Below are 21,337 nucleotides of genomic sequence, written 5' to 3'. Positions count from 1 at the left end.
CAGTACCTACCAGTGAGTACCGAGACGCCCGATCCGACCGAAACCGACGCGTTCGAGCGCGCCTGCGAAACCCTCGTCGAGCGACTGCTCGAGGGCGACATCGAACGCGAAGAGGTCGAGAAGGCCAAACTCGAGGTCTGTTCGGAGCACTCCGCACCGAAGGTGCCCAAGAACTCCGAACTCCTCGACTTCGCCCCCAGCGAGCGCCGCGAGGACCTCGAGGGCCTCCTCCGGCGCAAACCCGTCCGGACCGCCTCGGGCGTCTCCCCCGTCGCGATCATGACCAGCCCCGAGCGCTGCCCGCACGGGAAGTGTCTCTACTGTCCCGGCGGGCCGGACTCGGAGTTCTCGAGTTCCCAGAGTTACACCGGCCAGGAACCCGCCGCCGCCCGCGGCGTCCAGAACGACTACGACCCCTACGGTCAGGTCACCCTGCGCCTCGAGCAGTTGCGCGAGATTGGTCACCCCGTCGATAAGGTCGAACTCATCCTGATGGGTGGGACGATGACCGCCCGCAGCCACGACTACCAGGAGTGGTTCGTCAAGCGCGCCCTCGAGGCGATGAACGACTACGACGTCGAGAAGGATCCGGAGCCGGCAGAGGGCGAGAGTTTCGCTCAGGACCGAGAGGACTACGAGTTCCGCTACCTCGAGGACGTGATCGCCGAGAACGAGACCAACGACGTCCGCAACATCGGGACGACCTTCGAGACCAAGCCCGACTGGTGTGACCCCGAGCAGATCGACCGGATGCTCGATCTCGGCGGGACGAAGGTCGAGGTCGGCGTCCAGACCACCTTCGAGCGCATCAACCGCGAGATGCACCGCGGCCACGGCACCCAGGACTCCATCGACGCCAACCGACGACTCCGGGACTCGGCGTTCAAGGTCGGCTTCCACATGATGCCGGGCCAGCCCGGGATGAGCAAAGAGATGTGCCTCGAGGACTTCCGGGAACTGTTCGAATCCACCCAGTGGCGCCCGGACTACCTCAAGATCTACCCCACGCTCGTGGTTCGCGGGACGGCGACCTACGACTGGTGGCACAACGACGAGTACGAGCCGCTGACCAACGAGGAGGCCGCCGACCTGGTCGCGGAGATCAAGGACATGATCCCCCGGTACACCCGCCTCCAGCGCGTCCAGCGGGACATTCCGGCGGACTTCATCGACGCCGGCGTCTGGAAGTCGAACCTCCGCCAACTGGCTCGCCAGCGGATGGACGAGCACGGCTGGACCTGCGACTGTATCCGCTGTCGGGAGGTGGGCATGAACGACGCCGAACCCGAGGAGATCGATCTCGACGTGATGACCTACGAGGTCTGTGGCGGCACCGAGCACTTCATTTCGATCGAGGACTTCCAGCAGGACCTCCTGATCGGCTTCTGCCGGCTCCGGTTCCCCAACGATCCCGTGAGACCGGAACTCGAGAACGCGGCCCTCGTGCGCGAACTGCACGTCTACGGCAGCGAAGTGTCGGTGGGCGACGCGAGCGAGGGCGACCAGCACCAACACCAAGGGTACGGCCGCCGGTTGATGACCCGCGCCGAGGAACTGGCGGCCGACGCGGGCTACGACAAGATCAGCGTCATCTCGGGCATCGGCGCGCGGGAGTACTACCGGAACAAGCTGGGGTACCACCAGGACGGGCCGTACGTGAGCAAGCGGTTCTAGCTGGTCGATTGTACAGCGTTCAGTGTTCAGCGCCCAGCGTTCAGCGCTCGAACCTGAACTCGAGCGCGTGTCGCCCGATTCTCGCTCTCGAGCGTGTGCCGTACCGACATTTATTAGCGCTCGCCGTCGAGTCCACGTATGGCAATTCTCGTCGCCTACGACGGCTCGGACCCCGCACAGGAGGCGGTCGAACACGCGGTTCGCAAACACGCCGACGAGGAGATTATTCTCCTGCGCATCGTCGAACTCGCCGACGGCTTCACGGGCGCCGGCTACAACCTCCTCAAAGAGCAGTTCGAAGCGGACGAGGAGGCGCCGGAAGTCTCCGAGGAACTCAGACTGCTACTCGACGAGGAAGACGTCGAGTTCCGAATCGAGACCGCCGTCGGCGACCCTGCTCGAGAGATCGTCGAATTCGCCGAGGACAACGCCGTCGACCACATTATCGTCGGCAGTCACGGTCACCAGGGCGTCTCGCGCGTGCTGCTCGGGAGCGTGGCCGAGAAGGTCGTTCGTCGAGCCCCGATACCGGTTACCGTCGTACGGTGAGCAAGGTAATTCGACGACCGGGTCTCCGAACGAGTTTGTAAATGCTATAATTTGTATACTATTGGCCTGCGGCTGGTAAACGGGTACGGAGCCGAACTGACGGTTCAGACTATATTGACACACAACCGTCCACCGTCCTCGAGGTGACCGACGGAACGCTACTGATCAGTCTCCGACTCGAGCCACTCGGTGAGCTCCTCGGCGGGAACGAATCCATCAGCGTGCCGAGCAGTGGGTTCGCCGTCGACGAACGCGACCAGCAACGGCACACTCCGGACGTCGAATCGCTCGATCAGCGGCGGGTCGTCCCGCGGATTGATCGTGCCAATGGCGACGTCGGTCGCTCGAGCGACGCCTCCGAGGACGGGGACCATCGCGTCGCACATCGAACACCCCGCCGTATAGAACTCGACGAGTGCGCGTTCGTGATCCGCGACGAACGCCTCGAGGTCGGCCTCGTTCTCGAGGGAAACGGGGCGTGCCAGGCGTTCGGCTGCCTGGTCGCTCGACGCCGCTGTCTCGCCAGCGTCGGCCGTTTCGCCTACGTCGCCTGCCGTCGGGTCAGTCATATCCGGAATTGGGCTCGAGGCAACGTCTGTCTTGTGCCGTGGGGGCTGGTGATCGTCGATTGGCACCGACTCGAGTCGAATCGTCTCGTCGCAGCGACTTTCAGGCACTTTAATAGGGGTCGCTGAGTCCCAACGCTATATGGAACGCGTTGACGTTGCGATCGTCGGCGGTGGGCCCGCGGGAGCATCGGCGGCCGAACGGGCCGCCGCCCACGGCGCCGAGACGGTCCTGTTCGAACAGGGCGTCCCTCGAGAGGATCGAGAGGGCCTCGGTCCGGACTCGACCGACGCCGCGGGGATGCTCGACTACTGGATCGACATCATGGACTTCGACTACGAGGAGATTCCCGACGAGGTGATCCTCCGGGAACTCGAGGGGACGGAGTTCGTCGGCCCCACGACGAAGATTCGCCTCGAGACGACGGGCATAGAGGCCCGATACCCCAAGTTCGGCTACACCTTCCACCGCGCCCGGATGGACGACTGGCTCCACGAGCGCGCCGCGGACGCGGGGGCCGACATGCGCGTCGGGACGGGTGTCAAGAACCTCGAGAGCGACCTCTCGGGCGAGCCGGTCCACACCCTGACGCTCTCGAACGGGGACGAACTCGAGGCGAGCCACGTCGTCCTCGCCGACGGGCCACAGCGCCGGATCACGCTGAACGCGCTGGATCAATTTCTGGTGGGCAAGAGCGTCTCCGACTACCTCTCGCCCCCGAAGGCGAACCACATCGCCTACCAGCAGTACCGCGAGTTCCCCGAGGAACTGTTCGCCGAGTTCGAGGACACCCTCAAGTTCTGGTGGGGCTACATGCCCGGCGAGACCGCGTACCCGTGGATCTTCCCCAACGACGGCACCGTCGCCCGCGTCGGCCTGACGATGCCCATCGGGATGGACCTCGCAGACGTCGCTCACCCGGAGTCGTACAAGCTCCTGCGGCCCTCGGACGACAAGATCCCGACCGGCGCGGAGTACATCCGCCGTCTGCTCGAGCAGGAGTACGGCGACGAGTACGATATCGAGGAAGACATCCCGATCGTCGAGAACCGCGGGAAGTCGAAGGGAACCGAAACGTATCCAATTTCGTCGACGCGGCCGATCGAGTCCCCCGTGGGTGCGAACATCGCCGTCGCGGGCGGCGCGATGGGGACGACCTCGGCGTTCCACGAGGGCGGCTACCACGTCGCCGTTCGCACGGGCAAGATCGCCGGTCGGCTGGCGGCGACGGACGGTCTCGAACACTACAACGAGGTCTGGAAGCGAGCGATCGGCGACGAGCTCCTCCGAAACGTCGCGTTCGCGGACATCGTCAAGGACTATGAACCGGACGACTGGGACTGGGCGTTTGACGTCATCAGCGGGATGCAGGGCTCGAGCAGCGGTAACGGCTCCATTCTGGACAGGAAGTTTACGGCTGGCGTCGGCGGTGCGAAGATCCTGGCGGCGTACAAGCGGCGCAAGTTCAAGTACCGAAACGGGAAGTACGTCCAGTTGCGCGAGGACGAGTACGTCTACTGATCACTGAGCGACGGGGTTGGTTTCCGCGACTCGAGCGCCCACCCGTGATTCGAGACACCACGCTTTTTCACCTCCGGGACCGTTGCCTCGACCAGTATGTCCGTCGAACACGACGTGTTACCGTTCGTCGACAACCTGGTGTACGAGCCCGAACAGGTCCACGACCACGGCGTCGACCTCACGGTGGCCGCCGTCTACGAGGTCGCCGGCCCCGGTCGCCTGGACTTCGGGGGCGACGAACTCGAGGACGCCGACCTCGAGCCGGTCGGTACGGAGCCGCGAAACCCGGACGACGAGTACGAGTGGTGGACCCTCGAGGGCGGCCAGTACGTCATCCAGTACAACGAGTTCCTGACGGGTGCCGAGGACGACGGACCGCTGGTTCTCCAGCCCCGCCACGAGTTGCTGGCTCGAGGGGGCTCGCATCCGACCGTCCACGTGTTCTCGCACCTCCCATTGCTCCCGCTCTCGGTCCCGGCAGGGGGTATTCGGATCAAGGAGAACGCACGAATCTCGACGTTGCTGGCGCTCGATTCGGGCGGGGGCTCGCGAACCGGTAGGACCGACGGTTCCGAACCGGTCGACGCTCGAGGGGACGTGGATCGGTAGTTGGTGATCGCCTCGAGCTTTCCTGACGGCCCTTGCGAGCTGTTTTCGAGCAGCAATTCGACGGTCGAGCCTCGAACCTCGAGACTGAGATCCGGAACTCAAGCGTCGAGACTGAGATCCGAAAACTCGAGACCCGATCCTCGAAGGCTACGGCTCCGCCGCTCGAGCCGCCTCCATCAACGCTTCCACTCGCTCCCGGGAGACGCGGTTCGTCGTCTCCCCGCCTTCTTTCAACGCCGTGCCGACGATGGCGCCGTCCGCGCCGACCGAAAAGGCGTCGTCGATCGATTCGGAGGTGACGCCGCTGCCGACGAACACCGGTATCGACACCTCGCGGTCGACCGTCGACACCGCCTCGGCCACCCGCTCCAGGTCCTCGAGCGACGTGGTCTGTCCGGTGCCAGCCCCGGAGACGATTAGCCCGTCAGCCCGTCCACGGACCGCCGTCTCGAGGGCGGTCTGTGCCAACCCCGCCTCCCCGAGAGGCGTCGCGTGCTTGACGTCCACGTCCGCGAGGATGGCCACGTCGGCCTCGAGCCGGTCGCGGAGCCGGACCGTCTCGTGCGCTCGGCCCTCGACGATGCCCTGGTCCGTCGTCGCGGCACCGACGTGGACGTTGACCCGGACGAACGACGCCCCCGCCGCCGCGGCGACCGAGAGGGCGGCCTCGGCGTCGTTTCGGAGGACGTTGACGCCGACCGGAACGTCGACTGCGCTCGTGACCGTCGTCACGATGGCCGTCATTTCGGCGACGGTGTGGGTCGGCACCTCGTCGGGGTAAAACGGCGAATCGCCGAAGTTCTCGACGACGATGCCGTCGACGCCGCCGGCCTCGAGCGTGGCGGCGTCCTCGAGCGCACGAGTGCGAATCGCCTCGCGGCTTCCCCCGTAGCCCGGCGATCCGGGGAGCGCCGGAAGGTGGATCATTCCGCAAATTGGGCGTTCGGTTCCGAAGGCGTCGCGGTGATTCCAGTCCATACGCGTGGTGCTCGGGCGAAGCGTATTACTGTTGGGAGGAACGGTTGGCGGTCGCGTTCCACGTGCACCAATGATACAGAAAGTATAGTAGGGTGGTACACTCCGAGTTTCCCGGACGACGTTCCCCTCGAGCGAACCGACGACCCCGAATAGATTCGAACGCGGATCCTCGATTGCGGCAAGGACGTCGCTCGTCGGGTCGGTTTTCCGCATCGAACTCGTCTCTTCGCTCGATGACGAACCTGTTCTCGCCACTGCGGCTTCGCGACCTCGAGATCCCCAACCGAATCGCCGTCTCGCCGATGTGCCAGTACTCCTCGCCGAACGACGGCCTGGCGCGGGAGTGGCACCGCGTCCACCTCGGCAGTCGGGCCGTCGGCGGTGCGGGGCTGGTGATGGCCGAGGCGACGGCCGTCGAGGCCCGCGGGCGCATCTCGACGCACGACCTGGGCATCTGGAGCGACGAACACGCGAAGGCGCTCGAGCCGGTCACCTCGTTCCTGAAGTCGCAGGGATCGGTGCCGGCGATCCAGCTCGCCCACGCCGGCCACAAGGCCAGCAAGAACCAGCCCTGGGAGGGGAACGTCCCCGTTTCGCTCGCAGACGGCGGCTGGGAAGTCCTGTCGCCTTCGCCCGAGGCGTACCCGTTCGAGCACGAACCCGAGGCGATGCGCCGAGCCACCACCGAGGACGTCGAGGCCGTGATCGACGCCTTCCGCGAGAGCGCGAAACGGTCGCTCGAGGCCGGTTTCGAGGTTGTGGAGGTCCACGCCGCCCACGGCTACCTGCTCCACCAGTTCCTCTCGCCGGTGACGAACCGCCGCGAGGACGACTACGGCGGCAGCTACGAGAACCGGACCCGGATCGTCCGGGAGGCGACCGCGGCGGTCCGGGAGGTGTGGCCCGACGACCGTCCCGTGTTCGTCCGCATCTCTGGCACTGACTGGCTCCCCAACCGGGACTCGTGGGACCTCGAGCAGTCGAAGCGCCTCGCTGCCGACCTCGCGGACCTCGACGTCGACCTGATCGACGTCAGTTCCGGCGGGATCCATCCCGACCAGCAGGGGCCGTCGGGGCCGAACTACCAGGTGCCCCTCGCGGAGGGCATCGACGAGGCCGTCGGCGACGACGTCGCGGTGGGCACCGTCGGTGGAATCACGCGGGCCGAGCAGGCCGACGCCCTCGTTCGAAACGAGCGCGCCGACCTGGTGCTGGTCGCTCGCGAGTTCCTGCGCGATCCATACTTCCCGCTTCGGTGGGCCGACGACCTGGGGATCGAGGGCCCCGAGTGGCCGGTGCAGTACCGGCGGGCCGTCGGCAAGTGATCATGGTCGAGAACTCAATCCGTCGGCTGACCGACCTCGAGCCCCTCGCGTGAGCCCTCGGTGATCGGGAACCCGTCGTCGCCTCGCGGAGCGTGGACCCGCTGGGGGAAGGGAATCTCGATCCCTTCCCGTTCGAATCGCTCCGTCACCGCCTCGATCGCCGCAGTCTGCGCCTCGAGCCGGCGACGCATCGTCGGGTCGCCGATCCAGACCTGGAGTTCGAGGACAATCGCCGAATCGCCGAACCGCCTGGCGACGACCTGCGGGTCCGGGCTCGTTCGGATCTCCTCGAGGTCCTCGACGGCGTCGACTACGACCGCTCGCGCCCGCTCGAGGTCGGTGTCGTAGTCGACGCCGATCTCGACGTCGACGCGGAGCTGGTCGTTCTCGGAGTAGTTGATCAGCTGGCTGTCGGTGATCTCGTCGTTCGGCACGAGGACGTGTTTCTCGGTGAACGTCTGTATTTTCGTGTTGAAGACGGTCACGTCGGTGACGATCCCGGTCGTGTCGTTGACCTCGATCCAGTCGCCGACGCGAAACGGCCGCGAGAAGAGCAGGATGAACCCGGCGAGCATCGCGGCGAGCGTTTGACGAGCGGTGAGCGCGACGATTGCGGTGACCGCCCCGGCTCCGATGAAGATGTTGGTGAGGTCCACGCCCCAGATGGTGAGGATGAGCGAGGCGGTCCCAAGCACGATCGCAACGTCAGTGACGTGGTAGGCGACTTCGCGCTGGTGGGTCGTGATCGCGTCGGTCTCGCTGAGTTTGTCGATCGAACGGTTAACGAACCGGATCGCCAGGTACGCGACGGCCACCAGCGCCGCCGTGACGAGTTGCTGGGCAGCCGTGAATCGATCGACCTGGGCCGTCTCGAGCGTGTACGCCAGGACGTAGGTGACGTGCCAGACGACGCTGAGCGCGTAAACGGAACCGGCGACGAGCACGCCTATCGCCGCGACGGTCGTCGCTTCGGCGACCTGGCCGCCGTAGCGGCGTCGAAGGGAGGGGTGGCCCAGGCGGGCGAGCCAGAAGCCGAGAATGACCCCGAGTACGACGACGACGGTCGCCAGCAGTTGCGCCTCGAGCGTCGAGAGGTACGTCTCCTGGATGGAAAGGAGCGGCTCCGGGCGAAGCGCCTGGAGCGGGCGAACAGCGGCGACCATACGAACGGCGCCTATGGGCGCGACGGCATAAGGAGCGCGGCCGGCAGTCTCAACGTCGGCTTCGGTGGTGACACCGGTGACAACGGTGGCGGCGGTGGAAGCGGTACCGAAACCGCAGTTCGATCACTCCTCGGTCCACTTGATCGAGCAACCCCGGGAGGGCTGCCACTCGAGGTCGACCGACTCGCCGGCGAGGACGGCGTCGATTGCCTCCCGAATGTGGTAGCGACTAGGTTCGTCCTCGGGGTTCGGCGCGTCGTCGAGTCGGCCTTGGTAGACCAGCCTGAACTCGTCGCCGTCGCGTTCGAAGAGGAACGGATCGGGCGTGCAGACGGCACCGTAGGCCTTCGCAACGGCCTGGGTCCGATCCCGGAGGTAGGCGTCGTAGGCGATCGTTCCGTCCTCGACGAGTTCCTGCATCCGGTCGAAGGAGTCATCGGGATACTCATCGGAATCGTTCGGGTTGATGCCGACGACTGCCACATCGTCGTACTCGGCAGCGAGGTCGTTGAGAAGGTCGATCTTCGCCTTCGCGTACGGGCAGTGGTTGCAGGTGAACACGACCAGCAGGGCCTCGGCGTCCGCGAAGGACTCGAGCGTGTACGTCTCGCCGTCGACGCCCTCGAGTTCGAACGTCGGTGCGGGGTCGCCGGCCTCGAGTTCGCTCTCGGATTCTTTCATGACCATAGGAGAGTGTGCAACCGTCTCCTCCTTAAGCGCCCCGTTCCCGTAATCAGATGTCGAAGAAGATAAACAGACCAAACAGCGTCACGGCGATGCCTATTGCGCGAGTGACCGCGACCTTCCAGTCGGCCGGCTCCACGCTGAACGTGGAACGTTTGCTGCCGACGGCATATAGTTGTTCTTCGAACCGGGCGAGTTTGTAGGGCTAGAGCGCCCCGACGAGCCCCATCGCGATGACGAGCGTTCCCAGGATCGGGTTGACCATACCCAATCGTTATTCCTCACAGTCATATTCTTTCTGATAGCTGCGCTTCGGGACGGTCGAAACCGGGCTCGAGACGGGGCTATCGCTTCGGACGGAAACGCAGTCAGTGATCTTGCAAGGGAGATGCATTTGCGCGTCCTGCTCGCAGTAACAGTGTACGGAGGCACCCATGGTACGCCAGATCACCGCCGACCGACTCGCCAACATGATCGACGGGGACGAGTCGTTCACGCTCATCGACACGCGGCCGGAGGACAGTTTCGAAGGGTGGCACATCCGGGGCGCAAAGAACGTCCCTTTTGGGCCGAACGACGACCTCACGGAGCAACAACGAAACCGTATCGGTAACAGCGACGACGCCGGATCCATCATCGCGATCTGCGGGAAAGGGCTCACCTCGACGTCGTTCAGTTTCGAACTCGAGACCATCGGGTACGACGACGTCAGCGTCGTCAAGGGCGGGATGGAAGACTGGTCCACGGTCTACGAGGTCGTCCCCATCGATACCGAGAACGACGACCCCGTGATCGTCCAGGTGCAGCGACGAGCGAAGGGCTGTCTCGGGTACGTCGTCGGCTCGAGTGCGTCGGGGAGCGCCGTCGCCGTCGACCCCACCCGCCAGACGGACCGATTCAAGGTCGTCGCCGAGGAGGTCGGCCTCACGATCGAGCGCGTCCTCGACACGCACGTTCACGCCGACCACGTCTCGGGGGGTCGAACGCTCGCCGACGAACTCGGCGTCCCCTACCACCTCGGCGAACGTGCGAGGGAGCGCGACGTCGAGTACGATTACGAACCGCTCGCCGACGGAGAGACGATCGACGTCGGCGGCGTCGAAATCGAAGCGCTCCACACGCCGGGGCACACCACGGAGATGATGAACTACCGCGTCGACGGCGAGGCCGTCCTGACGGGCGACACGCTGTTCGTCGAATCCGTCGGCCGGACGGAACTCCAGTTCGGCGACGAGGACGCCGCCGACGGCGCCGAAATGCTCTACGACTCCCTCCACGAGACGCTCCTCGAGCTCCCCGAAGACACGCGCGTCCTGCCCGGCCACGTCTCGGTCTCGGCGGACGGAAGGTACGAGGTCGGGTCGCCGGGCGACGCGATCGAGGCCCGACTCGGAACGCTCCGAGACGAACTCGAGTTGCTGGGCCTCGAAAAAGAAGAATTCGTGGACCGCCTCGTCGACAACACGCCCGAGAAGCCGGCGAACTACGAGCGCGTCATCGAGATCAACACCGGGCAGGAGACGCTCGATGACGAAAGCGAGGCGACCGAACTCGAGATGGGGCCGAACAACTGCGCGGCCTGATTGCTGCGTTCTGGGCGACGCTATCTGCCTCGAGTGCGACGACGCGAGACGGTCATTTACCCAGAACGGGCCGAGAAAACGCCGAGTCTCGAAGTCGCCACCACCAGATCGGTGGTCTCTGTTTTACAGTCGTGGTCGTCGAACGACGACTACGATGAGCGTCTTGACGGAACTCACGATCCCCGCCGAGGAGTTCGTCCTCGCGGATACATTAACTGCGTCGCCGGACATGCACATCGAGATAAAGCGCGTCGTGGGCGGGAAGTCCACCGTCACCCCTTACCTCTGGGCCTCAGGCGAGGGGTTCGACGCCTTCGAGAAGAATCTCCGCGACGACGACATGGTTCGGGAAGTCCTCATGCTCGAGGAGCAAGACGACCGGTCGAACGAGGACGGGACGGAGGAGCGATTCTACCGAGTGACCTGGGAGATGGACGTACCGAATCTCATCACGGCCGTCTCGGACGCGAGAGCGACCGTGCTCGAGGCGGTGAGCAACGAAGCACACCGATGGGAGGTGAAGATTCTCTTTCCCGGCGAGCAATCCCTCGCTGACTTTCACGAGTACTGCGTCGAACACGGCTTCTCGTTCGAACCCCAGCGCGTGTACCGCCCCGAAAACCCGGAAGAACAGGCGGAGTACGGCGTCACAGCCGAACAGCAGGAAGCGCTCGAGGCAGCCTATCACGCCGGATACTTCGACGTCCCTCGCGATCAGACGCTGACGGAACTCGCGTCCGAACTCGACATCTCGCGCAACGCGCTGTCCGCTCGGCTCCGGCGCGGCCAGCGAAACCTCCTCGCCAACACACTTGTGCGTGAAAAATGAACGATTGTTCACGACCCCCGTCGTGGCGAGGAGACGGGACCTGTTATAAATGCCGTGCGTGCTACCACAACAGACCTTTCTGCTCACTTCGCCTAGTGAGAGTTGGCGAATACGTGTGGTATCATGTACATTGAGAAACGGCATACAGCACCCGCTGAGGGGTACACGGGAGACGGTACGGGGAACAGTATTGTAACCATCGTTGGAATCCGGAGACCAAATCTACGAGAATGACAGTTGACCACCAGAACTCATCGTCTGTCAGCCATCGTGTCGTGAACGCAGTCGCCAGAAAGGAGGGGATCGATCCAATCGATCTGGAACCGCTGTATCACGCCATCGATCCGGATAGCCTCGACAGGCTGTTCTCGAGCGAGGCGGCGGCCGCCAACCGGACGGCCGACGAACTCACGTTTACGTTCGCCGGCTATCGCGTCACCGTCTCCGCCGACGGATCGATCGACACGGTCGCGATCAGCGGAGACGGCGGACAACCGAGTTCGATCGACCGCTCGGCCACACCGTCAGGCGAACCGAACACCCCCGATTGAACGAATGCCGTCTCGACTAGAAGTGTGAAAAATCGATAGAACGCTCGAGTGCAATCGAAGGGTCCGATGGACCGAGCCGTTCGACGTTTGCTATCTGGTTTTGGCCTCGACTCGCTCGGGGTGTCGACCCCGGAGGCGAACGTGACATATCCGTCTGTGAAGCCGACTACCGAACGATCGACTATCCTTCGGCGGGAGCCGTCGCCTCGGCCTGCTCGTACTTGTCCTCGAACTCCTGGATGAGCTGGCCCATCTTCGCGTACCAGTCGTTGAGCAGGCGCTGCATGTCGCCGGCGATCTTCGACGGATCGGTCGGCGAGTAGACGTGGTAGTAGCCGCCCTGGTCGTAGTTGACCTGTTCCTTCTGGATGAAGCCCGTCTGGAGCAGGCGCTGAACGGCCCGGTAGGCCGTCGATCGTTCGCGGTCGACCGCCGCCGCGATTTCGTCCACCGTCAGCGGTTCCTCGGCTTCCACCAGCACTTCGAAGCACGCCCTGTCGAGTTGTTTGAGGCCGTGAAAGCACTCGAGGAGGCCCTCACAGACCATGTCTTGCTGCAATTGTTCGGCCATCGAGTCAGGCATCAGTATCACTCGTAGGTAGCAGCCGTGTCGTTAAAAGATTTGTGTATAGATTGCACAATTCCGGCTCGAGTGACGCTGGAGGCCGGAAATCGAGGGCGACGTGGCAGCGAGGGAATCGAGCCGACGGCGACGGAGTCGTTCTCGAGTACTGCAAGAACGAGTGGCAGCAAATCGAGCCTCGATTGTGAGGCGTTCGTTCGGCCCGAGCGTTCGTTCGACTATCGACTCGGTTCCCGGCGCATCAGGTTCGTACGTCCTCGTGTTCACTCGAGCGGCGAACGTCGAGCGAGACGGTTCCGAACCGCCGTCGAAAGAACTTTTCTCGCTGGCCCCACTACTTCACACGAATGACGCTCCCTATCGATCCGGCCGAGATCGACCCCGACGACATCGGCGCGAAACAGACCACCCTCGAGATGGACCACGAGGACGCGATCGAACACGTGCGCGAGGTGTTCACCGACGCCGGCTTCGGCGTCCCCGTCGAGTTCTCCCCCTCGGAGTTGCTCAACGAGAAAGTCGACGCCGACCGGGACCCCTACTACGTCCTCGGGGCCTGCAACCCGGCCGTCGCGGACGAGGCGCTCGAGGTTTCTGACAACAAAATCGGCGCGATCTTCCCGTGTAACGTCGTCATCTGGGAGGAGTCGACCGGCACCCAGCGCGTCTACCACGTGAGCATCATGCGCATCGCTCGACTCGTCGGAATGGCTCCGGACGACGACGCGATGGCCGACATCGTGGCCACAACTGGCGAACTGGTCGACGACGCCTTCGCGAACCTCTAATCCCATGGGACACCACACCTTCGACGCCTCGCGGGCGGACAAACTCGAGCGGGCCGAGCGCCGGTACCGATTCTGCTCGAGGGAGGAGTTACGCTGGGCGCTCGACTCTGCGGAAACCGACACCGTGGCCGACCTCGGGAGCGGGACGGGATTTTTCACCGACGACGTGGCCCCGCACGTCGAGACGGTGTACGCCGTCGACCTCCAGGAGGCGATGCACGACTACTACCGCGAGAAGGGCGTCCCCGAGAACGTCGACCTCGTCACGGCGGACGTGAGCGACCTCCCGTTCGAGGACGGGGACGTCGACGCCGCGTTCTCCACGATGACCTACCACGAGTTCGCGAGCGAGGCGGCCCTCGAGGAGATTACCCGCGTTCTGGCACCCGGCGGGCGACTCGCCATCGTCGACTGGGCGGCGAGCGGCACCGGCGAGGACGGCCCGCCGACCGACGAGCGCTACAGCGCCGACGAGGCGACCGAGGCCCTCAAGGCGGCAGGCTTCGCCATCGAGCACGTGGCGGTTCGTCCGGAGACGTTCTTGCTGGTCGCGACGCTCGAGTAGTCAACACTCGAGTAGCGTTCGTCCGAATCGCCTCACTCGAGTAGCGCCCATCCGTATCGCGACGCACGAGCCCCATCACACTCGTTTTCGCATCCGCCCCCGAACGAACGGGCGCACCGGCGTCACCCCGAGGTTCATCCGCTCGAGTTCGAGCACGTCGAAGGCCCGGTCGGCCGCGAACAGCGACGCCGTCTGTCGAGTCAGGTGACAGCCGCCGGCGGCTCGTTTCCAGAGCGGTTCGACCAGCGACTGGACCCGTCCGCGCCAGCCGTCGTCTCGAACGTGCTCGAGGAAGCGGAACTCACCGCCGGGACGGAGGATGCGCTCGACTTCCTCGAGGGCGGCCTCGGTACCCGGAATCGTACAGAAGACCAGCGAGGCGACGACGACGTCGAAGGACTCGTCCTGGTAGGGAAGTGCCTCGGCCCGGGCGTCTCGCAGGTCGACCGCGAGACCCAGGTCGGCGGCCGTCGACGCGGCCTGCCGTCGCATGTACGGGTCGGGTTCGATGGCGTGGAACGTCACGTCTCCGTCGGGTACCTGGGCGAGGTACGGAAAGAGGGCGCCCGTTCCCGCGCCAACGTCGAGCACCCGGCCCTCGAGGCCCTCGACCAGGTACTCGCGGTGGGGACGAAGCAGGGTTCGTTCGGCGAGTGCGGTCGCCGGGTCGTAAATCGCTGCGAGCAGCGGGTGGGAGGAATCGTCCGTCGACATGGGGCCCGATACGTGCCGAAGAACTATTCTTGTTAGTGGTCCCCCGAGGATTGGGACGATGCTGGCGACGAACCCAAAAATCACTACCCCTCCGGGTGCCTTGAGCACTGCATGAACGTCTCCATCGTCGGCAGCGGCTACGTCGGCACGACGATCGCGGCCTGTCTCGCGGACCTCGGTCACGACGTCACGAACGTCGAGATCGACCAGGACACGGTCGACGCGATCAACGCCGGCGAGGCACCTATCCACGAAGCGGGTCTCGCGGAACGAATCGCCGAGCACGCAGGCGAGCGACTGCGGGCGACCACCGACTACGGCGCCGTCCGCGACACCGACCTCACCTTCCTCTGTCTGCCGACGCCCCAGCACGACGACGGCAGCCTCGACCTGACGGCGATGCGCGCGGCCTCGGAGTCGCTCGGGGCCGCACTCGCCGAGAAGGACGGCGACCACCTCGTCGTCGTCAAGAGCACCGTGTTGCCGGGGACGACCGAGGACGTCGTCGGGCCCATCGTCAGCGAGGCGAGCGGACGGGCCGTCGGCGAGGGCCTCGAGCTGGCAATGAACCCCGAGTTCCTGCGGATGGGCACCGCCGTCGAGGACTTCCTCGAGCCCGAGAAGGTCGTCGTCGGGGCGACCGACCCAGCGGCCGCCGACACGCTGCGGGAACTCTACGCCCCCATGCGCGAGCGCGGGGCGGACTTCGTCGAGACGGGCGTTCGCGAGGCCGAGTTGATCAAGTACGCCAACAACGCCTTCCTCGCCTCGAAGGTCTCGCTGGTGAACGAACTCGGGAACGTCGCGAAGGCCTACGGCGTCGACGCCTACGAAGTGCTCGAGGCCGTCGGGCTCGACGACCGCATCTCCGAGCGGTTCATGCGCTCGGGACTCGGCTGGGGCGGCTCGTGTTTCCCCAAAGACGTCAACGCCCTCCGAGCGGGCGCGCGAGAGCAGGGCTACGACCCCGAACTCCTGGACGCCGTCGTCCGCGTCAACGACGCCCAGCCCCGACGACTCGTCGACTTGCTCTCGAACCACGTCGACCTCGAGGGCGCCCGGATCACCGTCCTCGGGCTATCGTTCAAACCCGGGACCGACGACGTCCGGAAGTCCCGCGCACTAGAGGTCATCGACGTCCTCCTGGAGCGCGGCGCGACCGTCGTCGGCTACGATCCGGTTGCTACCGAGAACCTGCAATCTACGTACCCCGAATACGCCGACCACGAGGGCCTCGAGTACGCCGCGAGCGCCGCGGACGCGCTCGAGGGAGCCGATGGAGCGGTCGTCGCGACCGACTGGCCCGAATTCGACGACCTCGCAAGGGCGCTCGAGGGAATGACGAATCGAGTACTCGTCGACGGCCGCCGAATCGACGTCTCCGACGCGAAAGCGGATCTCGAGGTCTACGAGGGCCTCACCTGGTGAGTGGCGAGTCGTCAGGAAGACGTTACTTCCATCGGAAATGTGAACAGTCACCAAATACACCAGTACGTTTTTCCAATCCGGGCGTCGAGTGCATTCCAATGGACGAGCACGCAGGGATCGAGTCCGCCGCATCCGACGGCGACGCATCACCCGCGGACCAGAACGCTGACGCGGACGGCGATGCGAACGCGACGAGCGACGCCGACGAAGAATCTCGCTCGTCGACCATCGACCACCCACTCCCGCCCGACCAGGTCTGTATTCTGCTCCCCACGCTCGAGGAGGCCGCGACAATCGGAGGGATCGTCGACCGGTTTCGCGAGCGCGGCTACGAGAACGTCCTCGTCGTCGACGGCGACTCGAGCGACGGCACGCGCGACATCGCCCGCGAGCACGGCGCTCGGGTGTTGACCCAGTCCGGCTCCGGGAAGGGACAGGCCGTCCGCGAAGCCGTCGAGTACATCGACGTGCGCTACGTCCTCATGCTCGACGGCGACGGCACGTACGATCCGGCCGACGCCGAGACGATGCTCGAGCCCCTGTCTCAAGGGTACGAACACGTGATCGGCAATCGCTTCGCTAACATGGACGACGACGCGATGAAGCGCCTCAACGGGGTCGGCAACCGGATGATCAACGGCGCGTTCGGGTTCATCCACGGGGCTCACTACGAGGACATCCTCTCGGGCTATCGTGCGTTTACTCGCGACTCGTTCGAGCGCCTCTTGCTCGATTCCGACGGATTCACCATCGAGACGGAACTCGCCGTCGAGTGCGTCCGCCACGGCGTCGAGACGGCCGTCGTCCCGGTGAGTTACCGGGCCCGACCCGACGAGTCCGAGACGAACCTCCACCCCGTCTGGGACGGCGGAACGATCATCCTGACGCTGTACTCGCTGGCGAAGACGAACAATCCGCTGTTTTACTTCGGGAGCGTCGGCGCCGCGTCGGTCGTCTCGGGAGTTACCCTCGCAGGCTACGTGCTCTGGCGCTGGATCCAGTACAGTTCCGGCCACGAAATCCTCGCGGTTGTCTCCGCGGCTGCCATCTTGCTCGGCGTCCAGTTACTCATGTTCGGCGTCCTCTCGGACATGATCGTCACCCTCCACCGCGAGCAGCGCCGACGCCTCGAGCAGGTTCGCCTCGAGAGTCGTCAGGAGCGAGACGACCGGCAGCGCTGAACCGGCGTCTCTCCGAGCGAGTCGAAAACGAGTCAGAACGAGAGCCGAACGATACGGTCAGGACGGACGTCGAACCGACACGTTCAGAAGGGGGCGTCGAACGAAACCGATCAGAACGGGAGCAGCGTCCGGACCTGCCGGAGAAAGCCGCCCGAGTGATTCTTGCGATACTCCTCGAAGACCGGGTGGAGTGCGTTGAGCAACTCCTGTCGGCTCTCGAATCGCTCTCGGTCGACGTGCTCGAGCGCCGTCTCGAGTACGACCGTATTCCCGTGCACGTCGTAGGGGATGTTGGCGTCGCCGAGTGCGGCCGAGACGTCCGCTCTCGAGGCGGGAAACGAGAGGTCACCTCGTTTGAGGCGGGCGTCGACGGCGGCGATGCCAAATTCGATGCTCGTCGGCTCGTCGTCGGGTCCGTTCGATGGTGGCCGGACTCCCATGGGGTACCATACCACCTCGGGACCGAAAATGGCTACGCTCTCGAGACGGCTCGAGCGCTCACGGATGCCCCTCTGCAGTGGGAATCTTTACGCCGATCCGTCACCCAGTTTCGACATGAGATGACCGAATACACGACGGTCTCGATCCCGAAGGATCTCGCGGCGCGCGTCGAGGAGACCATCGAGGGCACGAGCTTTCAGAGTACGAGCGATCTCACCCGGTTTCTCCTGCGGAGCATTGTGATTCAACACCAGAAGTCCGGGCAGCTCACGGAGGCCGAGTTCGAGGAGATCGCCGAACAGCTCCGGGGGCTGGGCTATCTGGAGTAACCGAGCACACCGAACCGCTCGCACCAGGTTGTCGCTCGAGGGGCCACAGAACGCGAGAAATAGTCGAGCGTCCTCGACCTCAACTTCGACCTCGACCTCGACTTCGAACTATCCAAATTTCCCGGTAATGTAGTCTTCGACACGCTGGCTCTCCGGATTCTCGAAGATTTTCGTCGTGTCGTCGAACTCGACGAGTTCCCCGCCGGTGAGAAATACAGCGGTCTTGTCCGAAATTCGGGCCGCCTGTTGCATGTTGTGGGTGACAATCACGACCGTGTACTCCTCGGCCAGGGTCTCGACCAGGTCCTCGATCTTCGAGGTGGCGACGGGGTCGAGCGCCGACGCCGGCTCGTCCATCAGGATGACCTCGGGGTCGGTCGCGATGGCCCGGGCGATGCACAGGCGCTGTTGCTGGCCGCCCGAGAGGTCCAGCCCGCTCGAGTCCAGTTGATCCTCGACCTCCTCGAGCAACGCGGCACGCTCGAGGGCAGTGTGAACCTGCTTCTCGAGGTCGTCGTCCATCCCCTGGACCCGGAGTCCGTAGGCGACGTTGTCGAAGATGCTCTTCGGGAAGGGGTTCGGTTGCTGGAAGATCATCCCGATCTTCCGGCGGAGCGCGACGGGGTCGACGTCGTCGTCGTAGACGTTCTTGCCGTGAAAGAACAGGTCGCCCTCTACGCGGGCGACGTCGATGAGGTCGTTCATGCGGTTGATCGATCGCAGAAACGTCGACTTGCCACAGCCCGAGGGCCCGATGAGCGCCGTCACCCGTCGTTCGGGAATGTCCATCGTGATGCCGTCGAGCGCCTGGGTGTCGCCGTAGAAGACGTCGAGGTCGCGCGACTGGATCACGGGCGACTCGACCCCGGGCGATCCTCGCGGGCTGGCAATCTCGGTCATCGAGGTCACGCCGGAGTCGCCGGTCGCGTCGGAACGCTCTTCGGACTCGGCTCGGTTGGCGGTCATGCGCGGTAGGTGCCTAGTCACCCCTCGAGCAGTTACCTGTTGTGGACGCGTAGCATACACGGTCGAGAGCAGGGTGCGCTCGAGACGGAGACCTGGTCGCGGCAGTCGGCAGTCGGCCGGGACGGGAGAAGAGTCGTTCTGGAAGGCGCCGAGTCGTCTCGAAGGCGCCGCTACGAGACTCGAGACGGCGTCTCTCGAACCCGCTCCTGACCGGATTCGAAAATCTCCGCGTACCACTCCGCGGCCAGCGACTCGAGGTCGGCGCTCGCCACCGAAACCGCGTGTGACTCCCCCAGCCCGCGCCAGGTGATCGACACCCGCGAGATCGGCACCAGCGCCAGGCCGCCGACGGTGACCGGCCCCTCGTTCGTCCGGACGATCCACTCCGTTCGCAGCCAAGAGGCCGAGCGGGTGACCGACTCGACGCTCCCGCCGGCGGCGACCCACTCCTCGACGAGCGATTCGGTCACGCGACGGACGCGACGCTGGCCGAGCCAGTGAGCAGCGATACCGGCGACGACCAGCAGACCGAACGCGACGAGGGCGAACTCGAGGCCGCCCGCGGTGAGGTTCGCGGAGGCCGCGAGGCCGGAGGCCACGAGGATGAGGGCGACGACCCGCAGGTCGAAGGCGTTGGGGACGGTGCCGTCCCAGTCGGTTCCGTCCAGGTCGGTGCGCGCGGCGGACTCGAGTGGCATCTGAGGGTCGCTTGTGAGCGAGCCTGGGTAGCTTCGGGGGTGGCCAGATGCACGCGTTAAGTGCGCTCGAGCCCAGGTGCATCGCGGTCTCGAGCCTGGCGGCGTCGAGAAGCTCGAGCGAGCAGGCGACCCGGTGACCGTGCCTCAGTCGAGGTGCGAATCGACCTCTCGGACGAACACCGGAAACTCGCGGGTGGCTTCCTCGTCGGCGAGTTCGACGGTTCCGGAAGCCGTTCGGCGCGTTACCTCGAGCAGTTCATCGAGCGCGATGTCGGGTTCGGACAGTTGCTCGCCGTCGCGGTTGTATTGCGTGACAAGGGAGACGATGATTGCGAGGCCATCGTAGCCGCCCGCTCCGGTTCCGTACCCGACGCCGACGTCTCGCGGATCCTCGAGTCGCTCGCGGAGGCGCTCGAAGACGGCGCGTTCACTTACTCGCGTCGCTGATCCTCGAGTTCCCGCGCCCGTTCCTCGAGGGCTGCCAATTTGCGGTCGGTGCCGGGGTCGCCCCCGTGAGCGGCGCGGACCGAGCGGTCGAGCGGTGATAGGACGAACCGCGACTCGTCATTGCCATCGTTATCGCCATCGTCGCCGTCGTCGCCGTCGAACCCACCGACGTCCCCGTCGGAACCGGTATCGACCGCGTCGTCGATGTCGCCTCGACCGAGCACCCAGGTCAGGAGACTGCGCAGCATGGATCGACGTACGTGTCCGTCGAATAAAAGGTTCGGGCGTCGTCGCGCACCGCCCGGGGCACGGGCCTGCCCTTCCCCGGGTCACGCCGCTCTCGTTTCCTCGAGCGGCGTTCCCGGCCCGTCGATCGGACCGCCGTCGTACCGGGCACAGACTCGAGTCGATCGAACGATTGGGACGATAGTATAGAATCGATAGCTAGTCGAACGCTGCGCGCGAATCAACTGCCACGGGTGACATCGACGTTAGCGGAAACGTATGTACGGTCGGAACCTACGAGGTGGTATGGCTGACAACTTCGAAATCACCGCCGACCGACCCGACAGTCCCATTCAAACCACCGGCACCGACCACATCACGCTGATCGGCTCGAACGCCGAGGACACCATCGCCTACTACCGGGACGTGCTGGGGATGCCCCTCGTCCTGAAACAGCCGAACCTGGACGACCCGACTTCGACGCATCTCTTCTTCGACACCGGGGATGGCCGGATCATCACGTTCTTCGTGAGCGACGACCGCCAATCGAACCCGGCGCCGCTTCGCCACCAGATCGGTTCGGTCCACCACCTCGCGTTCAGCATCGATCCCGAGCGCTTCGTCGACACCCGGGAAGCCCTCGAGGAGGCCGGCTACGGCTACAACGAGTTCGATCGGGGCATCTTCCACTCGCTGTACACCAGAGACAACAACGGCCTGACGATCGAACTCGCCACGGACAAGTTCTCGATTCCGGACGACCGCCGCGCCGAGGTGCTCGCGACGACCCAGCGGATCCGCGAGGAGGACGGCTCGGACTTCGCCGAGGAGCGACACATGGAGGCCGCCCTCGAGGAACTGGGAATCGACGTCGAGAAGCAGGAACTGCCGGATGCGCCGACGGGAGCGGGCGTCGACAACTGACGCCGAGTTCGAGTT

Annotated in this window: 25 protein-coding genes and 1 pseudogene; 15 read left to right on the top strand and 11 right to left on the bottom strand. The window is 64.9% G+C overall.

The features are described from left to right. The first annotated feature begins 12 nt into the window (after positions 1-12). Both J1N60_RS08925 and J1N60_RS08920 read left to right on the top strand, forming a co-directional pair. Positions 13-1,674, top strand: a complete 1,662-nt coding sequence (locus J1N60_RS08925; RefSeq protein WP_312912377.1) for a tRNA uridine(34) 5-carboxymethylaminomethyl modification radical SAM/GNAT enzyme Elp3 — start codon at positions 13-15, stop codon at positions 1,672-1,674. Positions 1,675-1,812: 138 nt separating this feature from the next. After that, positions 1,813-2,223, top strand: coding sequence for a universal stress protein (locus J1N60_RS08920; RefSeq protein ID WP_312912376.1), 411 nt, complete (start codon positions 1,813-1,815; stop codon positions 2,221-2,223). Between the two features lie 158 nt (positions 2,224-2,381). Here the strand turns inward: J1N60_RS08920 and J1N60_RS08915 are convergent, their stop codons facing one another. Continuing rightward, positions 2,382-2,792, bottom strand: coding sequence for a thioredoxin family protein (locus J1N60_RS08915; protein ID WP_312912375.1), 411 nt, complete (start codon positions 2,790-2,792; stop codon positions 2,382-2,384). A gap of 139 nt (positions 2,793-2,931) precedes the next feature. Between J1N60_RS08915 and J1N60_RS08910 the strand changes: the two genes are divergently transcribed. Both J1N60_RS08910 and J1N60_RS08905 read left to right on the top strand, forming a co-directional pair. Further along, entirely contained in the window at positions 2,932-4,311 is a 1,380-nt protein-coding gene (locus J1N60_RS08910) for an NAD(P)/FAD-dependent oxidoreductase (protein WP_312912374.1), read from the top strand. A 96-nt stretch (positions 4,312-4,407) separates the two neighbouring features. Further along, positions 4,408-4,920: a dCTP deaminase/dUTPase family protein gene (locus J1N60_RS08905; protein ID WP_312912373.1), complete on the top strand. Its 513-nt coding sequence runs from the start codon at positions 4,408-4,410 to the stop codon at positions 4,918-4,920. A gap of 147 nt (positions 4,921-5,067) precedes the next feature. Here J1N60_RS08905 and J1N60_RS08900 read toward each other — a convergent pair whose 3' ends face one another. Next, complete coding sequence (locus J1N60_RS08900) at positions 5,068-5,898, bottom strand: BtpA/SgcQ family protein (protein ID WP_312912372.1); 831 nt, start codon at positions 5,896-5,898, stop codon at positions 5,068-5,070. Between the two features lie 233 nt (positions 5,899-6,131). On the opposite strand from J1N60_RS08900, the gene J1N60_RS08895 reads away from it, so the two are divergent. Then, positions 6,132-7,223 carry an NADH:flavin oxidoreductase/NADH oxidase gene (locus J1N60_RS08895; protein WP_312912371.1) on the top strand — a complete coding sequence of 364 codons (1,092 nt, stop codon included), beginning with the start codon at positions 6,132-6,134 and terminating at the stop codon, positions 7,221-7,223. Positions 7,224-7,237: 14 nt separating this feature from the next. Here J1N60_RS08895 and J1N60_RS08890 read toward each other — a convergent pair whose 3' ends face one another. From J1N60_RS08890 to J1N60_RS20765, 3 genes and pseudogenes are all read right to left on the bottom strand, one after another. Beyond that, positions 7,238-8,386: a mechanosensitive ion channel family protein gene (locus tag J1N60_RS08890; RefSeq protein ID WP_312912370.1), complete on the bottom strand. Its 1,149-nt coding sequence runs from the start codon at positions 8,384-8,386 to the stop codon at positions 7,238-7,240. 123 nt (positions 8,387-8,509) lie between these two features. Then, positions 8,510-9,073: a thioredoxin family protein gene (locus J1N60_RS08885; RefSeq protein WP_312912369.1), complete on the bottom strand. Its 564-nt coding sequence runs from the start codon at positions 9,071-9,073 to the stop codon at positions 8,510-8,512. Positions 9,074-9,119: 46 nt separating this feature from the next. Further along, positions 9,120-9,212 (bottom strand): annotated as a pseudogene (locus J1N60_RS20765) (DUF6199 family natural product biosynthesis protein); the annotation flags it as partial. A 292-nt stretch (positions 9,213-9,504) separates the two neighbouring features. Between J1N60_RS20765 and J1N60_RS08880 the strand changes: the two are divergent. From J1N60_RS08880 to ddfA, 3 genes are all read left to right on the top strand, one after another. Then, positions 9,505-10,653 carry an MBL fold metallo-hydrolase gene (locus J1N60_RS08880; protein ID WP_312912368.1) on the top strand — a complete coding sequence of 383 codons (1,149 nt, stop codon included), beginning with the start codon at positions 9,505-9,507 and terminating at the stop codon, positions 10,651-10,653. A gap of 154 nt (positions 10,654-10,807) precedes the next feature. Beyond that, positions 10,808-11,482 carry a helix-turn-helix domain-containing protein gene (locus tag J1N60_RS08875; protein WP_312912367.1) on the top strand — a complete coding sequence of 225 codons (675 nt, stop codon included), beginning with the start codon at positions 10,808-10,810 and terminating at the stop codon, positions 11,480-11,482. A 275-nt stretch (positions 11,483-11,757) separates the two neighbouring features. Beyond that, on the top strand, positions 11,758-12,033 hold the full coding sequence (ddfA, locus tag J1N60_RS08870) for a DdfA family disk-determining factor (protein ID WP_312912366.1): 276 nt from the start codon (positions 11,758-11,760) through the stop codon (positions 12,031-12,033). A gap of 181 nt (positions 12,034-12,214) precedes the next feature. Here the strand turns inward: ddfA and J1N60_RS08865 are convergent, their stop codons facing one another. Then, complete coding sequence (locus J1N60_RS08865; protein ID WP_312912365.1) at positions 12,215-12,616, bottom strand: helix-turn-helix domain-containing protein; 402 nt, start codon at positions 12,614-12,616, stop codon at positions 12,215-12,217. Positions 12,617-12,963: 347 nt separating this feature from the next. Between J1N60_RS08865 and J1N60_RS08860 the strand changes: the two genes are divergently transcribed. Both J1N60_RS08860 and J1N60_RS08855 read left to right on the top strand, forming a co-directional pair. Beyond that, a complete protein-coding gene (locus tag J1N60_RS08860; RefSeq protein WP_312912364.1) occupies positions 12,964-13,404 on the top strand; it encodes a DUF302 domain-containing protein in 441 nt (146 codons plus the stop codon). A 4-nt stretch (positions 13,405-13,408) separates the two neighbouring features. Next, the gene (locus tag J1N60_RS08855; protein WP_312912363.1) at positions 13,409-13,969 is read left to right on the top strand and encodes a class I SAM-dependent methyltransferase; all 561 of its coding nucleotides are present in this window, start codon (positions 13,409-13,411) and stop codon (positions 13,967-13,969) included. 75 nt (positions 13,970-14,044) lie between these two features. Here J1N60_RS08855 and J1N60_RS08850 read toward each other — a convergent pair whose 3' ends face one another. Beyond that, the gene (locus tag J1N60_RS08850; protein ID WP_312912362.1) at positions 14,045-14,683 is read right to left on the bottom strand and encodes a class I SAM-dependent methyltransferase; all 639 of its coding nucleotides are present in this window, start codon (positions 14,681-14,683) and stop codon (positions 14,045-14,047) included. A gap of 111 nt (positions 14,684-14,794) precedes the next feature. Between J1N60_RS08850 and aglM the strand changes: the two genes are divergently transcribed. Together aglM and aglJ are read left to right on the top strand one after the other, a co-directional pair. Continuing rightward, positions 14,795-16,111 (top strand): UDP-glucose 6-dehydrogenase AglM, encoded by a 1,317-nt coding sequence (aglM, locus tag J1N60_RS08845; RefSeq protein WP_312912361.1) that lies wholly within the window; start codon positions 14,795-14,797, stop codon positions 16,109-16,111. Between the two features lie 98 nt (positions 16,112-16,209). Beyond that, positions 16,210-17,292, top strand: a complete 1,083-nt coding sequence (gene aglJ, locus J1N60_RS08840) for an S-layer glycoprotein N-glycosyltransferase AglJ (RefSeq protein ID WP_312912360.1) — start codon at positions 16,210-16,212, stop codon at positions 17,290-17,292. Positions 17,293-17,402: 110 nt separating this feature from the next. Here aglJ and J1N60_RS08835 read toward each other — a convergent pair whose 3' ends face one another. After that, positions 17,403-17,732: a DUF5789 family protein gene (locus tag J1N60_RS08835; protein ID WP_312912359.1), complete on the bottom strand. Its 330-nt coding sequence runs from the start codon at positions 17,730-17,732 to the stop codon at positions 17,403-17,405. 120 nt (positions 17,733-17,852) lie between these two features. Here J1N60_RS08835 and J1N60_RS08830 point away from each other — a divergent pair, with 120 nt between their 5' ends. Next, entirely contained in the window at positions 17,853-18,062 is a 210-nt protein-coding gene (locus tag J1N60_RS08830) for a ribbon-helix-helix domain-containing protein (protein ID WP_253433767.1), read from the top strand. Positions 18,063-18,170: 108 nt separating this feature from the next. On the opposite strand, the gene pstB is transcribed toward J1N60_RS08830, so the two are convergent. Both pstB and J1N60_RS08820 read right to left on the bottom strand, forming a co-directional pair. Beyond that, entirely contained in the window at positions 18,171-19,028 is an 858-nt protein-coding gene (gene pstB, locus J1N60_RS08825; protein ID WP_312912358.1) for a phosphate ABC transporter ATP-binding protein PstB, read from the bottom strand. 170 nt (positions 19,029-19,198) lie between these two features. Next, positions 19,199-19,726, bottom strand: a complete 528-nt coding sequence (locus J1N60_RS08820) for a hypothetical protein (protein WP_312912357.1) — start codon at positions 19,724-19,726, stop codon at positions 19,199-19,201. Positions 19,727-19,879: 153 nt separating this feature from the next. On the opposite strand from J1N60_RS08820, the gene J1N60_RS08815 reads away from it, so the two are divergent. Next, on the top strand, positions 19,880-20,173 hold the full coding sequence (locus J1N60_RS08815; protein WP_312912356.1) for a hypothetical protein: 294 nt from the start codon (positions 19,880-19,882) through the stop codon (positions 20,171-20,173). On the opposite strand, the gene J1N60_RS08810 is transcribed toward J1N60_RS08815, so the two are convergent. After that, positions 20,158-20,421, bottom strand: a complete 264-nt coding sequence (locus J1N60_RS08810; RefSeq protein WP_312912355.1) for a hypothetical protein — start codon at positions 20,419-20,421, stop codon at positions 20,158-20,160. The genes J1N60_RS08815 and J1N60_RS08810 overlap by 16 nt on opposite strands. Before the next feature lie 283 nt (positions 20,422-20,704). On the opposite strand from J1N60_RS08810, the gene J1N60_RS08805 reads away from it, so the two are divergent. Further along, complete coding sequence (locus J1N60_RS08805) at positions 20,705-21,322, top strand: VOC family protein (RefSeq protein ID WP_312912354.1); 618 nt, start codon at positions 20,705-20,707, stop codon at positions 21,320-21,322. Positions 21,323-21,337 lie beyond the last annotated feature (15 nt).

It is taken from the genome of Natronosalvus caseinilyticus, from assembly GCF_017357105.1.
GTDB classification, from domain to species: domain Archaea; phylum Halobacteriota; class Halobacteria; order Halobacteriales; family Natrialbaceae; genus Natronosalvus; species Natronosalvus caseinilyticus.
The sequence above is the reverse complement of the archived record's forward strand: the minus strand, read 5'-3'. Positions and strand labels throughout refer to the sequence as shown.

Excerpts from the sequence above, each read along its gene's own strand:
- J1N60_RS08875 (WP_312912367.1), top strand. The coding sequence starts at position 10,808 with ATGAGCGTCTTGACGGAACTCACGATCCCCGCCGAGGAGTTCGTCCTC.
- J1N60_RS08895 (WP_312912371.1), top strand. The coding sequence starts at position 6,132 with ATGACGAACCTGTTCTCGCCACTGCGGCTTCGCGACCTCGAGATCCCC.
- J1N60_RS08850 (WP_312912362.1), bottom strand. The coding sequence starts at position 14,683 with ATGTCGACGGACGATTCCTCCCACCCGCTGCTCGCAGCGATTTACGAC.
- J1N60_RS08920 (WP_312912376.1), top strand. The coding sequence starts at position 1,813 with ATGGCAATTCTCGTCGCCTACGACGGCTCGGACCCCGCACAGGAGGCG.
- J1N60_RS08900 (WP_312912372.1), bottom strand. The coding sequence starts at position 5,898 with ATGGACTGGAATCACCGCGACGCCTTCGGAACCGAACGCCCAATTTGC.
- J1N60_RS08910 (WP_312912374.1), top strand. The coding sequence starts at position 2,932 with ATGGAACGCGTTGACGTTGCGATCGTCGGCGGTGGGCCCGCGGGAGCA.
- J1N60_RS08905 (WP_312912373.1), top strand. The coding sequence starts at position 4,408 with ATGTCCGTCGAACACGACGTGTTACCGTTCGTCGACAACCTGGTGTAC.
- J1N60_RS08805 (WP_312912354.1), top strand. The coding sequence starts at position 20,705 with ATGGCTGACAACTTCGAAATCACCGCCGACCGACCCGACAGTCCCATT.
- J1N60_RS08890 (WP_312912370.1), bottom strand. The coding sequence starts at position 8,386 with ATGGTCGCCGCTGTTCGCCCGCTCCAGGCGCTTCGCCCGGAGCCGCTC.
- J1N60_RS08860 (WP_312912364.1), top strand. The coding sequence starts at position 12,964 with ATGACGCTCCCTATCGATCCGGCCGAGATCGACCCCGACGACATCGGC.
- J1N60_RS08915 (WP_312912375.1), bottom strand. The coding sequence starts at position 2,792 with ATGACTGACCCGACGGCAGGCGACGTAGGCGAAACGGCCGACGCTGGC.
- J1N60_RS08885 (WP_312912369.1), bottom strand. The coding sequence starts at position 9,073 with ATGGTCATGAAAGAATCCGAGAGCGAACTCGAGGCCGGCGACCCCGCA.
- J1N60_RS08810 (WP_312912355.1), bottom strand. The coding sequence starts at position 20,421 with ATGCTGCGCAGTCTCCTGACCTGGGTGCTCGGTCGAGGCGACATCGAC.
- pstB (WP_312912358.1), bottom strand. The coding sequence starts at position 19,028 with ATGACCGCCAACCGAGCCGAGTCCGAAGAGCGTTCCGACGCGACCGGC.
- J1N60_RS08865 (WP_312912365.1), bottom strand. The coding sequence starts at position 12,616 with ATGCCTGACTCGATGGCCGAACAATTGCAGCAAGACATGGTCTGTGAG.
- J1N60_RS08830 (WP_253433767.1), top strand. The coding sequence starts at position 17,853 with ATGACCGAATACACGACGGTCTCGATCCCGAAGGATCTCGCGGCGCGC.
- aglJ (WP_312912360.1), top strand. The coding sequence starts at position 16,210 with ATGGACGAGCACGCAGGGATCGAGTCCGCCGCATCCGACGGCGACGCA.
- J1N60_RS08855 (WP_312912363.1), top strand. The coding sequence starts at position 13,409 with ATGGGACACCACACCTTCGACGCCTCGCGGGCGGACAAACTCGAGCGG.
- J1N60_RS08880 (WP_312912368.1), top strand. The coding sequence starts at position 9,505 with ATGGTACGCCAGATCACCGCCGACCGACTCGCCAACATGATCGACGGG.
- J1N60_RS08820 (WP_312912357.1), bottom strand. The coding sequence starts at position 19,726 with ATGCCACTCGAGTCCGCCGCGCGCACCGACCTGGACGGAACCGACTGG.
- J1N60_RS08835 (WP_312912359.1), bottom strand. The coding sequence starts at position 17,732 with ATGGGAGTCCGGCCACCATCGAACGGACCCGACGACGAGCCGACGAGC.
- aglM (WP_312912361.1), top strand. The coding sequence starts at position 14,795 with ATGAACGTCTCCATCGTCGGCAGCGGCTACGTCGGCACGACGATCGCG.